General features: G+C 68.8%; 12 protein-coding genes. 6 read left to right on the plus strand and 6 right to left on the minus strand.

Annotated elements, in window-relative coordinates; translation table 11 throughout:
* The first annotated feature begins 54 nt into the window (after positions 1-54).
* The 4 genes from LGN19_RS08650 (at position 55) to LGN19_RS08665 (ending at position 4,253) form a co-directional block, all read left to right on the plus strand.
* On the plus strand, positions 55-1,002 hold the full coding sequence (locus tag LGN19_RS08650; RefSeq protein ID WP_226213991.1) for an ABC transporter ATP-binding protein: 948 nt from the start codon (positions 55-57) through the stop codon (positions 1,000-1,002).
* 3 nt (positions 1,003-1,005) lie between these two features.
* Entirely contained in the window at positions 1,006-1,767 is a 762-nt protein-coding gene (locus tag LGN19_RS08655; RefSeq protein ID WP_122947883.1) for an ABC transporter permease, read from the plus strand.
* Between the two features lie 161 nt (positions 1,768-1,928).
* Positions 1,929-3,350: an MFS transporter gene (locus LGN19_RS08660; RefSeq protein WP_226213992.1), complete on the plus strand. Its 1,422-nt coding sequence runs from the start codon at positions 1,929-1,931 to the stop codon at positions 3,348-3,350.
* Positions 3,351-3,551: 201 nt separating this feature from the next.
* Positions 3,552-4,253, plus strand: a complete 702-nt coding sequence (locus tag LGN19_RS08665; protein ID WP_174956061.1) for an MBL fold metallo-hydrolase — start codon at positions 3,552-3,554, stop codon at positions 4,251-4,253.
* Positions 4,254-4,378: 125 nt separating this feature from the next.
* Here LGN19_RS08665 and LGN19_RS08670 read toward each other — a convergent pair whose 3' ends face one another.
* Together LGN19_RS08670 and LGN19_RS08675 are read right to left on the minus strand one after the other, a co-directional pair.
* Positions 4,379-4,609: a hypothetical protein gene (locus LGN19_RS08670; protein WP_041493471.1), complete on the minus strand. Its 231-nt coding sequence runs from the start codon at positions 4,607-4,609 to the stop codon at positions 4,379-4,381.
* Positions 4,610-4,729: 120 nt separating this feature from the next.
* On the minus strand, positions 4,730-5,749 hold the full coding sequence (locus LGN19_RS08675) for a GlxA family transcriptional regulator (protein ID WP_226213993.1): 1,020 nt from the start codon (positions 5,747-5,749) through the stop codon (positions 4,730-4,732).
* A gap of 110 nt (positions 5,750-5,859) precedes the next feature.
* Between LGN19_RS08675 and LGN19_RS08680 the strand changes: the two genes are divergently transcribed.
* Both LGN19_RS08680 and LGN19_RS08685 read left to right on the plus strand, forming a co-directional pair.
* Positions 5,860-7,539, plus strand: a complete 1,680-nt coding sequence (locus LGN19_RS08680; RefSeq protein ID WP_226213994.1) for an aldehyde dehydrogenase family protein — start codon at positions 5,860-5,862, stop codon at positions 7,537-7,539.
* A gap of 24 nt (positions 7,540-7,563) precedes the next feature.
* Complete coding sequence (locus tag LGN19_RS08685) at positions 7,564-8,313, plus strand: class II aldolase and adducin N-terminal domain-containing protein (RefSeq protein ID WP_226213995.1); 750 nt, start codon at positions 7,564-7,566, stop codon at positions 8,311-8,313.
* A 122-nt stretch (positions 8,314-8,435) separates the two neighbouring features.
* On the opposite strand, the gene LGN19_RS08690 is transcribed toward LGN19_RS08685, so the two are convergent.
* The 4 genes from LGN19_RS08690 to LGN19_RS08705 all read right to left on the minus strand — a co-directional run bounded on the left by LGN19_RS08690 (position 8,436) and on the right by LGN19_RS08705 (position 12,967).
* On the minus strand, positions 8,436-9,209 hold the full coding sequence (locus LGN19_RS08690) for an SDR family oxidoreductase (protein WP_174956062.1): 774 nt from the start codon (positions 9,207-9,209) through the stop codon (positions 8,436-8,438).
* A 108-nt stretch (positions 9,210-9,317) separates the two neighbouring features.
* A complete protein-coding gene (locus LGN19_RS08695) occupies positions 9,318-10,262 on the minus strand; it encodes a choline ABC transporter substrate-binding protein (RefSeq protein ID WP_226213996.1) in 945 nt (314 codons plus the stop codon).
* A 30-nt stretch (positions 10,263-10,292) separates the two neighbouring features.
* On the minus strand, positions 10,293-11,276 hold the full coding sequence (locus tag LGN19_RS08700; RefSeq protein WP_226213997.1) for a PDR/VanB family oxidoreductase: 984 nt from the start codon (positions 11,274-11,276) through the stop codon (positions 10,293-10,295).
* Positions 11,277-11,281: 5 nt separating this feature from the next.
* Positions 11,282-12,967, minus strand: coding sequence for a choline dehydrogenase (locus LGN19_RS08705; protein ID WP_226213998.1), 1,686 nt, complete (start codon positions 12,965-12,967; stop codon positions 11,282-11,284).
* Between the last annotated feature and the right edge of the window lie 76 nt (positions 12,968-13,043).

Below are 13,043 nucleotides of genomic sequence, written 5' to 3' on the forward strand. Positions count from 1 at the left end.
GCCGGGCACGCGCGGCGCACCCCGTCGCGCCGGCCGGCCATGCCATCCGTGAGCATGCAACCGATCCTTTCCGTCTCCGACCTCTCCAAGACTTACGCGTCCGGCTTCCAGGCGCTGAAGCACGTGACCCTCGACATCCGCCCCGGCGAGATCTTCGCGCTGCTCGGGCCGAACGGCGCCGGCAAGACGACGCTGATCGGCTCGATCTGCGGCATCGTCACGCCGACCGAAGGCCGCGTGACGGTCGGCGGCCACGACATCCGCGATCAATACCGTGCGGCCCGCGAAATGATCGGCCTCGTGCCGCAGGAACTGACGACCGACGCGTTCGAGACCGTCTGGGCGACCGTGTCGTTCAGCCGCGGCCTGTTCGGCAAGGCGCCCGATCCCGCCCATATCGAGAAGACGCTGAAGGCGCTGTCGCTGTGGGACAAGCGCGACAACAAGCTGATGACGCTGTCGGGCGGCATGAAGCGCCGCGTGATGATCGCGAAGGCGCTGTCGCACGAGCCGCGCATCCTGTTCCTCGACGAACCGACCGCCGGCGTCGACGTCGAGCTGCGCCGCGACATGTGGAAGCTCGTCGATTCGCTGCGCGAGAGCGGCGTGACGATCCTGCTGACCACGCACTACATCGAGGAAGCCGAAGAAATGGCCGACCGGATCGGCATCATCCTCGGCGGCGAGCTCGTGCTCGTCGAGGAAAAGCACGAGCTGATGCGCAAGCTCGGCAAGAAGCAGCTCACCGTGCAGCTCGAACACCCGCTCGCCGACGTGCCGACCGCGCTCGCGCCGTTCGGGCTCGAACGCGCGGACGATGGCGCCGCGCTCGTCTACACGTACGACTCGCAGCGCGACGACGCGAGCATCGCGAAACTGATCAACGCGCTCGGCTCGGCCGGCATCGGCTTCCGCGACCTGCACACGACGCAGAGCTCGCTCGAAGACATCTTCGTCAGCCTGATCGACAACCGCCGCAACGGCGTGCAGCAAGGAGCCTGACGCATGAACCTGCATGGAATCCGCGCGATCTACCGCGCAGAAATGGCCCGCACGCGCCGCACGCTGATGCAGAGCATCATCGCGCCGGTGATCTCGACGTCGCTGTATTTCGTCGTGTTCGGCTCGGCGATCGGCTCGCGCATCAGCGACGTGAACGGCATCGGCTACGGCTCGTTCATCGTGCCGGGCCTCGTGATGCTGTCGCTGCTGTCGCAGAGCATCTCGAACGCGTCGTTCGGCATCTACTTCCCGCGCTTCACGGGCACGATCTACGAGATCCTCTCCGCACCCGTGTCGTACTGGGAGATCGTGATCGCGTACGTGGGCGCGGCCGCGTCGAAGTCGATCCTGCTCGGCGTGATCATCCTCGCGACGGCCGGCCTGTTCGTGCCGCTGCACATCCTGCATCCGTTCTGGATGGTGCTGTTCCTCGTGCTGACGGCGGTCACGTTCAGCCTGTTCGGCTTCGTGATCGGCATCTGGGCCGACAGCTTCGAGAAGCTGCAGCTCGTGCCGCTGCTGATCATCACGCCGCTCACGTTCCTCGGCGGCAGCTTCTATTCGGTCGACATGCTGCCGCCCGCGTGGCGCATCGTCACGCTGTTCAACCCGATCGTCTACCTGGTCAGTGGCTTCCGCTGGTCGTTCTACGGGATCGCCGACGTGCACGTGGGCGTCAGCCTCGGCGCGACGTCGCTGTTCCTCGTGATCCTGCTGGCGATCGTCGCGTGGATGTTCCGCACCGGCTACAAGCTGAAGAATTGACGCACGACGGCCTCACCCCGCGCCGCCGCCGATGACGCATTTGAGCAAGCAGGCGGCGCTTTTCCTCTGATGCGGCAGTTTGTGGTCGCGTCTACTGAATACCGAAGCATCGGGGCCCTGGAGCATGCGCTGCGAGGCCCCTTTTCATTTCAGAGGACGCCATGCCCGCCGCCACCGCTCCCGCCTCCGCCGCCGCCCGGCTCGAACGCCTGCCGTTCTCCGGCTATCACAAGCGGATCTTCTTCATCATCGCGATCGCGTTCTTCTTCGACTCGGTCGACCTCGGCACGATGACGTTCGTGCTCGGCTCGATCCGCAAGGAGTTCGGGCTGTCGACCGCGGCCGCCGGCCTCGTCGCGAGCGCGAGCTTCTTCGGGATGGTGCTCGGCGCGGCCGTCGCCGGCCTGCTCGCCGACCGCTTCGGCCGCCGGCCCGTGTTCCAGTGGAGCATGGTGCTGTGGGGCGCGGCCTCCTACCTGTGCTCGACCGCGCAGAGCGTCGACGCGCTGATCGTCTACCGCGTGCTGCTCGGGATCGGGATGGGGATGGAGTTCCCGGTCGCGCAGACGCTGCTGTCCGAATTCGTGCCGACCGAGAAGCGCGGCCGCCTGATCGCGCTGATGGACGGTTTCTGGCCGCTCGGCTTCATCACGGCCGGTATCGTCGCGTACTTCGTGCTGCCGCAGTTCGGCTGGCGCACGGTGTTCGCGCTGCTCGCGATTCCCGCCGTGTTCGTGCTCGTCGTGCGCCGCATCGTGCCGGAATCGCCGCGCTGGCTCGAGCATGCGGGCCGGCACGCGGAAGCCGACACGGTGATGCACACGATCGAGGCGAAGGTGATGCGCTCGGCCGGCGTGACGACGCTGCCGCCGCCGTCGCGGCTCGCCGAGCCGGTCGTCGCGCGCGGCCACGGCGCGCTGCGCGAAATCTGGAGCGGCGTGTACCGCCGCCGCACGGTGATGGTGTGGCTGCTGTGGTTCTTCGCGCTGCTCGGCTTCTACGGCCTCACGTCGTGGCTCGGCGCACTGCTGCAGCAGGCCGGCTTCGAGGTCACGAAATCGGTGTTCTATACGGTGCTGATCTCGCTCGGCGGCGTGCCGGGCTTCCTGTGCGCCGCGTGGCTCGTCGAACGCTGGGGGCGCAAGCCGACCTGCATCGCGTCGCTGCTCGGCGGCGGCGTGATGGCCTATGCGTACGGCCAGAGCGCGCTGTACGGCGGCAGCACGACGCTGCTGATCGTCACGGGCCTCGCGATGCAGTTCTTCCTGTTCGGGATGTGGGCCGCGCTGTACACGTACACGCCCGAGCTGTACGGCACCGGCGCGCGCGCGACGGGCTCGGGCTTCGCGTCGGCGATCGGGCGCGTCGGCTCGCTGATCGGGCCTTACGTGGTCGGCGTCGTGCTGCCGGTGTTCGGCCAGGGCGGCGTGTTCACGCTCGGCGCGCTGTCGTTCGTCGCGGCGGCGATCGCCGTGTGGACGCTCGGGATCGAAACGAAAGGGCTCGCGCTGGAGCAACTGGCGGCAGGCGACGAAGCAGGTGGCGGCGGCCGGTACACGGCGGCGGCGGACAAGCTGTCCTGAGCGCCGGGTCAGCCCGGGGGTTCCTGACGGCCGGGACGGCGCTCAGCGCCGTGCCCGGCTGCTGCGTGAACTGACAGGATTCGCGCGTGGACCGACGCTGCTAGACTGCGTCGAGGCTCCGTGTCGCGCGCCCCTGGTGCATCGCGGCGATCGCGCGACGCGCGGTGAGCCGCCCCCACTGCCCGCGCAAGGATCGCATCGATGGACCACGCCCGTATCGAAGAAATCCGCAGCGGCCTGTTTCGCGCAACGACCTATATCGACAAGCTGAAGCTCGGCTTCAGCCAGTTCTTCGTCCGCTCGCCGAACGGCGACGTCGTCTGCATCGAAACGGGCACGCGTTCCAACTTTCCGCAACTGACCGCGAGCCTCGCGACCGTCGGCATCACGCCGTCGATGGTGAGCAGCGTGATCGTCCCGCATTTCGAAGTCGACGAGATGGGCGCCCTGCCCGATTTCCTCGCGGCCAATCCGGCGCTCGTCGCGTATGCGCATCCGATCTGCACGCACGGGCTGGCCGATATCTTCGGGGTGCGCGCGAAGCCGCTGAAGGACGGCGAGCCGACGACGATTTCCGGCATCGACGTCGTGCCGATCTTCACGAAGCATGTCCATCAGTGGGATGCGCTGGTCGTGTATCTGCCGGCGTACAAGGCGCTGCTGTCGTCGGACATCCTGATGCGCTTCGGCGACGAAGCGACGGACGACCCGCTGCCGGCGATCCTCGATTCGATTCGGCGCTCGGACTACCTGCCGTCGCTCGCCCACCTGGCGAGTGCGCTGCGCCGGATCGAGGCGCTCGATCTCGACGTCATCCTGCCGATGCACGGCCCGGCCATCACGCACGATATCCCGCGCGTGCTCGCCGGCGCGATCGCGCATTGCGACGCGGCGGCCGCGTAGCGGGAAAAGAGGCGGCAAAAACCACCGCGCGCGGGCCGGTTCGCCCGCGCGGCATCGAATCGGGATCGACAGGAAAAGCCGCTTGCGCGCCCGCCAGGCGGCCGCGCAAACGACGATGGCGCGGCCTAGGCGCCGGTGACGACGAACTCTTCCGCCGCCTTGCGCTGGATCGCGGCCATCTTCGCGAGTTCGCGCTTGCTGCGCGGCTCGCTGGACGCGACGCCCGTCGCCTGCTTCGCCTTCGCACCCAGCGGGTAGAAAGCGAACGACGCGCCGGCCGGGGCATCCGGCTCGGCGCGCAGGCGTTTGTTCAGGATCTTCAAGTACTTTTTCTTCGAGACTTCCTTGGCTGCCATGGCACCCTCCCGCGTGAACGTGGTGCGATCAGCATACCAGCTTTGGCCGTGGCCCCGGAACGGCGTTTGCGCCCCAATCCCGCGCGCCGCCGGAACGGCCGCCGCCCGGCAGCACACGCGTCAGGCCGCCGGCGCCCGGTGACGCATCACCGGCGCCGCCCACGATTGCGACCGGTCGCGGCTCGGCGGGCATCCGAACCGCGACTTGTACACGCGCGAAAAATGCTCGATCGATTCAAAGCCCGTCGCCGCGGCCACCTGCGATACGCTCAGCTCCGTCTGCTGCAGCAACTGATGCGCCGTCGCCACCCTCAGGCTCAGGTAGTACTGCAATGGCGCGGTCGCCATATGCCGCTTGAAGTGACGCTCGAGCTGCCGCTTCGACAGCCCGACCGCCTGTGCAAGCGATTCGCACGACATCGGCTCCGCCATCGACTCGCGCATCAGCCTGACCGCCTTCGCCACCGTCGTGCTCGTCGAGGCCGGCGCGGCCTCGCCCTCCGCGAGCTGCAGCGCGTCCGCGCCGCGCAGCTTCACATGCAGCAAGTGACGGGCGATCTCCCGGGCGAGCTCGACGCCCTCCGCCCGGCCGATCCATTCGAGCATCATGTCGATGATCGCCGTGCCGCCCGCGCAGGTGATGACGCGCGGCTCGATCGTGTAGAGCCGCGTGGTGGCGCCGACCTTCGGATAAGCCTCCTGGAAGCCTTCGACATTGTCCCAGTGCACGGCCGACGGATGACCCTGCAGCAAGCCGGCCGCCGCCAGCAGTTCGGTGCCCGTCTCGATGCCGCCGATCTGCGTGCCGAAGGCCATCTGGTTCTGCAGCCAGGTCTTCACGCCGCGATGCTTCGCGTGCCGCTGCGCGTCGAAACTCGCGATCACGAAGATCGTCGTGAACCCGCCGCGGGCATCACCGATCGGCCGTGTCGGCGTCCACATGCCGTTCGTGGCATCCACGGGTTCGCCGTCGACCGACAGGACGGTCCACTCGTAACACACGCGCTGGGCCAGCCAGTTGGCGAGCGACATGGCCTCGATCACGAGTGCGAGCCCGAGATGCGAGAACTGGGGCATCACCAGCAGCCCCACCCGATGCGGCGCGGTTGCCGCCGCCGCTTGCATGTTCCGTGAAGTCATCGCGATACCGATCCGGGCCGGGCAGGCCGGCCGATTGAGCGAGGTTCGCGGGCACACTCCCGCGACCCTCGCGAACCACTACTCTGCCGCGCGCGACGGGCCGGAACTTGATGAAAAGCGACATCGCCATGTCGCTTTGTGCCGGCTTTCCGTCGCCCCGTTTCATACCGTCCGAATCGGCCGGACCGGCCCGTCATGGCCGTGCAAGTGCGTCGCGCGCCGTCGCATTCGATCAAGCGAGCGGCTCGGGGCAATCTTATATTCAGCTCGCGTTCCGCCCCGCACGGGCGGGGCACGCCGATCTTCCGACTCCGTGGAACCAGCACATGCACATCAAACAGCTCTACATCGACGGCGCCTGGCAACCCGCCGCCGCAGGCGGACAGCGCACCATCGTCGATCCTGCCACCGGCGAAACGATCGCACGGGTCGCCTACGGCTCGGCCGTCGACGCCGGGCACGCGATTCGCGCGGCGCGCGCTTCCTTCGACGCGGGCGAGTGGCCGCACCTGCCCGCCGAAGCACGGGCGGCCTGTCTGCGCCGCCTCGCGAACGCGCTGCGTGACGAAGCGTCCGCACTCGCCCGCATCGAAACCGCGAACACCGGCAAGACACTCGCCGAATCGTCGTCCGACGTGCACGACGCCGCGGCGGCATTCGACTACTTCGCGAGCCTCGCGGCCACCGAGACGGGCAGCATGAATGCGGCGAAGCCGCACGTGCTCAGCGTCACGCTGCGCGAACCGGTCGGCGTCTGCGGTCTCGTCACGCCGTGGAACTACCCGCTGCTGCAGGCGGCATGGAAGCTCGCCCCGGCGCTGGTGGCCGGCAATACGGTCGTCGTCAAGCCCGCGTCGCTGACGCCGCTGTCGACGCATCGGCTCGTGGAACTCGCGCATGACGCGGGCCTGCCCCGTGGGGTCGTCAATCTCGTGACGGGCGGCGCCGACGTGGGCGACGCGCTCGCGGCGAGCCCGCAAGTCGACCTGATTTCCCTGACCGGCAGCAACGCGGCCGGCGCCAGCGTGATGCGCGCGGCCGCGGGCAATTTCAAGCGCGTGTCGCTGGAGCTCGGCGGCAAGAATCCGAACCTCGTGTTCGCCGACGCCGATTTCGACACCGCGCTCGATTACGCGCTGAACGCGGCCTTCTTCAATGCCGGCCAGATGTGCTCGGCAGGCTCGCGCCTGCTGGTCGAACGCACGCTGCACGATGCGTTCGTCGATGCACTCGCCGCGCGCATCGCGGCCATCCGCGTCGGTCGCGGTGACGACGATGCCACCCGGATGGGCCCGGTGATTTCCGCGCAGCAGCGCGACCGCGTGCTCGCGCTGATCGGCGAGGCCGCCCGCGACGGCGCGCGCGTCGTGTGCGGCGGCCGCGTCCCGGCCGGCGACGCGTTCGCGACCGGCTTCTGGGTCGAACCGACGCTGATCGCGGACGTCCGGACGACGATGGCGATCGCGCGCGAGGAAGTCTTCGGCCCGGTGCTGACCGTCGAGGCGTTCGACAGCGAAGACGAAGCCGTGGCCCTGGCCAACGACACGCCGTTCGGGCTCGCGGGCGCCGTCTGGACCCGCGACTTCGCGCGGGCGAACCGGGTCATGCGCCGGCTGCGGGCGGCGACGGTCTGGATCAACGACTACAACGTCACGCTGCCGGGCGCGCCGTGGGGCGGCTACAAGGCCAGTGGCATCGGCCGCGAACTGTCGCGCAGCGGCCTCGACGAATACACGGAACTCAAGCACGCGTACCTCAACTTCGAAGCCAGCCCGCAACGCTGGTTCTGATCCTCCTCGCAACGGGAGTCCGACATGCTTACCGCCACGCAACCCGACCAGACGCATCGCGCGACCCGCGCGGACCTCGCCTGCGCGCTCCGCTGGACCGCGCGCCTCGGCATGCACGAATCGATCGCCAACCATTTCAGCGCCGCCGTCTCCGACGACAACCGGCAATTTCTGATCAATCCGCGTGGGCGCCATTTCTCGCGGATCCGTGCGAGCGAACTGCTGCTCGTGAACGCCGACGACCCGGAGACGATCCGGCGCGACAACGCGCCCGACCTCACCGCGTGGGCGCTTCACTCGGAAATCCACAAGCGCCACCGGCGCGCGCGCTGCGTGCTGCACGTGCATTCGACGTACGCGACCGTGCTGTCGTGCCTCGCGCAGCCCTCGCTCCCGCCGCTCGACCAGAACTGCATGCGCTTCTTCGAGCGGGTCGCGATCGACACCGGCTTCGACGGCATGGGGCTCGGCGACGAGGCGTGCCGCGTCGCCGACGCGCTCGGCGACAAACCCGTGCTGCTGATGGGCCAGCACGGCGTAATCGTCGCCGCCTCGTCGGTCGCGCAGGCGTTCGACGACCTGTACTACTTCGAGCGAGCGTGCCAGACGTATGTGACCGCGCTGCAAACCGGCCAGCCGCTGCGGTTCGCGACCGACGCCGTCGCGCGTAAAACCATGCTGCAGTGGCGCGACGACTATGCGGGGTTCGCGGAGCAGCATCTGGCGGAACTCCGGGCCATTCTCGACGAGGAAGCACCGTCGTACGCGTGGTAGCCGCCGGACAGCGCGGCCCGGCAGGGCTGCGCCGTCCGTGCGAACGCGTGCATTGCCGACGTGCCGGGCAGCCGCGCAGCGCAACTTGCTTCAACACGACACCGCGCTCGCCGCCACGCGCGCTACCGCGCAGTCAAGCCGCCATCCACGAGGATCGACGTCCCGGTGACGAAACTGCTTTCGTCCGAGGCCAGGAACAGCGCGACGTCCGCGACCTGCTCGGGTGTCCCCATCCCCAGCGGCTGAACCTCGCCGAGCAGCGCGTCCATCGCGCCGCGCCCGCCGAGCGCGTCGATGAACGGCGTATTCATCGGGGTATCGATCCAGCCCGGACAGACGGCATTGGCGCGGATGCGATCCTTCGCGTGCTCGATCGCCGCGCAGCGGGTCAGCATCAGCACCCCGCCCTTCGATGCGCAATAGGCCGCATGAAGCGGTTCGCCGACGAAGCTGCTCGTGGAGCCGATATTGACGATCGACCCGCCGCCGGCGCGGATCATCGCCGGAATCGCGTACTTGCAGCCGAGGAACACGCCCTTGAGGTTGACGTCCAAGACGGCATCCCAGTCCGCTTCGGTGGTGTCGACGAGCAGGGCCTCGCGAATCACGCCCGCGTTGTTGCACATGACGTCGAGCCGGCCGAACCGGTGCTCCACGAAGTCGATCAGCGCCTCGACCTGCTCCGCCGATCCGGCATCGGCCTGCCTGGCGACGATGACCCCGTCGCGTGCCAGGCGGCAGGTCTCGTCGAGTTGCGCGGTGTTGCGGCTCGTCGTCGCGACCACGCTGGCGCCTTCGTTCGCGAATCGCAGCGCGATGCTCCTGCCGATTCCGCTCGCGGCACCCGTCACCACGGCGACTTTCCCGGCCAGCCGGCCGGTGCGGTTGTGGCTCATCGTCGTTTCTCCTGGAAAGGACCGAGGCAAGGATACCGCGCCCCGGCCCGCGGGAGCACAGCGCTCACGCCGCCGCCGGTATGGCGGCGGCCGCTGCGCCCAGCCAGTTCAGTGCAGATTCAGCGCGGCCTGGACGGCCGCCTGCGGATCGCGGCCGTCGACCGTCCTGACCCCGGCCAGCCAGCCCTTCAGTACGTCGGGATGCTGCTGCAGCCACGCCTTCGCTGCAACCTCCGGCTGCTTGCCGCCGGCGATCGCCTTCATCACCTGATTCTCCATGTCGGTCGTGAACTGCAGGTTGGCAACCAGCCGCGCGACGTTCGGGCAGCGCGCCGCATAATCGGGGGACGTCATCGTATAGACCTTCGCCTCCCCGTAGTTCGGGCCGAACAGGTTGTCGCCCCCGGCGAGGTAGCGCAGGTTGAAGTCGAGGTTCATCGGATGCGGCTCCCAGCCGAGAAAAACGACCCACGCATGATCGCGGATCGCGCGCCGTACCTCGACCAGCATGCCTGCCTCGCTCGATTCGACCAGCTTGAACTTGCCGAGGCCGAACTGGTTGCCCGCGATCGCCTTGTGGATCAGTTCGTTGCCGTCGTTCCCCGGCTCGATCCCGTAGATCCGGTATTGCAGCCGGTCGGCGAACTTCGCGATGTCGTCGAACGAACGCAGCCCGGCGTCGTACGCGTAGGCCGGCACCGCGAGCGTGTACTTCGCGCCGACGAGATTCGGCCGGTCCAGCACCTTCACGGCCCCGCTCTTCACGAACGGCGCGCTCGTGGCGTCCATCGACGGCCGCCAGTCCCCGAGGTAGACGTCGATCTGACGCGCCTTGAGCCCGGCCAGCGCGATCGGAATCGAGGCCATCGTCTTGGTCGGCTGGTAGCCGAGGCTCGACAGCACGGTCGACGCGAGCGCGGTCGTCGCGGCAATATCGGTCCAGCCGATATCGGCAAACCGCACCGCGCGGCAGGTCGCCGCTTCCTGTGCGGCGGCGTGTCCCGTGCAGGTGGCAGCCAGTGCGATGCATCCGAGCGTGTTTCTGACGTTCATCGTGGTTTCTCCTGACAAATTAGAGGATGACTAAATATCCAGAACGAGACGGGACGATTTCGCGCGCGACACGCAGATGTAGATCAGGTTGTTCGCACGCCGTTCGGCGTCCGTCTGCAGGCAGTCGCGGTGCTCTGCTTCGCCATCGAGCAGCGTGACCGCGCAGGTGCCGCACACGCCTTCGCCGCACACCGAATCGACGGCGATCCGCTCGTCGCGCAGCACGTCGAGGATCGACCGGCCCGCCGGCACCGCGACGCGGCGGCCGGTGCGGGCCAGTTCCACTTCGAATGCCTGCGCGTCCGCGTCCTGCTCGCGCGGCGGCGCGGCGCCGCCGAACCGCTCGAAGCGCACCGCGCCGGCCGGCCAGTCACGCGCCGCTTCGAGCACGCCGTCGATCAGGCGGCCCGGCCCGCACACATACACCTGTGCGCCGGCGCGCGGCACGCCCAACAGCGTGCGCAGGTCCGCTTCGCCGTGCTGTTCGCTGCAATGCAGGCGGGTGTTCTCCCGCAGCGGGCCGCGTTCGATCGCGTCGCGCAGCGCCATGCGCTCGCGCGAGCGCGCCAGGTACAGCAGCGTGAACGACTTGCCGAGCGCATCGAGCCGCCGCGCCATCGGCAGAATCGGCGTGATGCCGATCCCGCCCGCGATCAGCACGTACTCGCTCGCGTGCTCGTCGAGCGCGAAGTGATTCCTGGGCGGGCTCACGTCGAGCGCATCGCCCGGCGCGAGCCGTTCGACGAGATACGCGGAGCCGCCGCGCGAGCGTGGCTCGCGCAGCACCGCGATCCGGTAAGTCGAACCGTCGGCCGCACGTTCGACGATCGAGTAATGACGCACGATGCCGTCCGGCAGGCGGACTTCGACATGTGCGCCGGGGTCGGCGGGGGGCAGCGCCGCACCGTCGGCTGCCGCCAGCACGATGCCGCGGATCTCGGGCGTCAGCATGGCCGCCTCGACCACGACTGCGGCGATGCGATCGCCGGGCGGGAACGGGATGATCGGTGCCATCGCGCTCACCGCTGGCAGGTGCGCCAGTCGGGCTGCGCCCAGACCGGCGCCGCCGACGGCGGCAGCGGCGTGCGCCCCAGCACGAGATCGCTGCCTTTCTCGCCGATCATCACGGTCGGCGCGTTGGTATTGCCGCTGACGATCGTCGGCATCACCGATGCGTCGATCACGCGCAGCCGTTCGATGCCATGCACGCGCAGGTCGGGGCCGACCACCGCCTCCGGATCGTCCGCCGGGCCCATCTTGCAGGTGCCCGCCGCGTGATAGCCCGTTTCGGTGATGTCGCGCGCCCACGCGTCGAGCGCGGCATCGTCGGTCTTGCCCGCGCCGGGCGACAGTTCGTCGCCGCACAGCTCGCGGAACGACGGCTGCGCGAGGATCTCCCTGACGAGCCGCACGCCCGCGCGCATGTCGGCCCGATCGCGCTCCGTCTTCAGGTAGTTGAACAGGATCCGCGGCGGGATGCGCGCGTCGCCGGACGCCAGCGTCACCGCGCCGAGGCTCGTCGGACGCATCAGGTCGATGTGCACCTGGAACGCGTGCGCGCGCACGCTCTCGACGCTGCCCGGCTGCACGGCGAGCGGCATGAAGGTCAGTTGCAGGTCCGGATGCTCGACGCCCGCGCGCGAGCGGATGAACGCCCCCGCCTCGAAATGGTTGCTCGCGGCAATTCCGGCGCGGTTCGCGAACCATTTCGCGCCGGTCCACCATTTGCGCGGGGCGACCGTCCACGGGTAGATCGAGACGGGTTTGCGGCACAGATACTGCACCACCGTATCCGGATGATCGGACAGCCGGCGCCCGACGCCCGGCAGGTCGTGTCGCGCACGCACGCCGAGGCCTTCCAGCTCGTTCGCCGGCCCGATGCCGGACAGCAGCAGCAACTGCGGCGTATTGATCGCGCCACCGCACAGCAGCACTTCGGCGCTCGCGCGAACCTGCCGCGTCTCGCCGTCGCACGCGTACTCGATGCCGGTCGCGCGCTGGCCGTCGAACAGCACGCGCAGCACGAGCGCGCCGGTCACGACCGTGACGTTGCCGCGCCCGAGCGCCTCCGCGAGATAGCCGCGCGCGGTACTCCAGCGCGACCCGCCCCACGTCGTGCGATCGACGCGGCCGAAGCCTTCCTGGCGATAGCCGTTCACGTCGTCGGTGTGCGCATAGCCCGCATCGACACCGGACGCGATGAACGCACTGGCGAGCGGCGTGTCGGTCCGGCCCGCCGTGACGTGCAGATGGCCGCTGTCGCCGTGATAGGGGTCCGCGCCGAGCTCGTGCCGCTCGGCGCGGATGAAATACGGCAACACTTCGCGATAGCTCCAGCCGGTGCAGCCCTGCTCGGACCAGCCGTCGTAGTCGCGGGCGTGACCGCGGATATAGACCATCCCGTTGATCGACGACGATCCGCCCAGCACGCGCCCGCGCGGCGTCGCGATGCGCCGCCGGTTCAGGAACGGTTCGGGCTCCGATTGATACTGCCAGTTGAAGCGGTTGCCGCCCACCACGATGCCCATCGCGGAAGGCATGTCGATCGACCAGTGCCGATTCGTCGGCCCGGCCTCGAGCAGCAATACCCGCACGCCCGGGTCCTGCCCGAGCCGGTTGGCCAGCACGCAGCCGGCCGATCCCGCGCCGACGATCACGTAGTCGTAGTCGCGACGCACGGCGTCGATTCCCAGTGGTTTCTTCATCGCATGCATGCAGTTGATCGAGATCATGGAAGACGAGTGCGCGGAGCGGCATCGCCGCCCGAGCGCGGGAAGCGGC

Source organism: Burkholderia sp. AU30198, assembly GCF_020419825.1.
Taxonomy (GTDB): domain Bacteria; phylum Pseudomonadota; class Gammaproteobacteria; order Burkholderiales; family Burkholderiaceae; genus Burkholderia.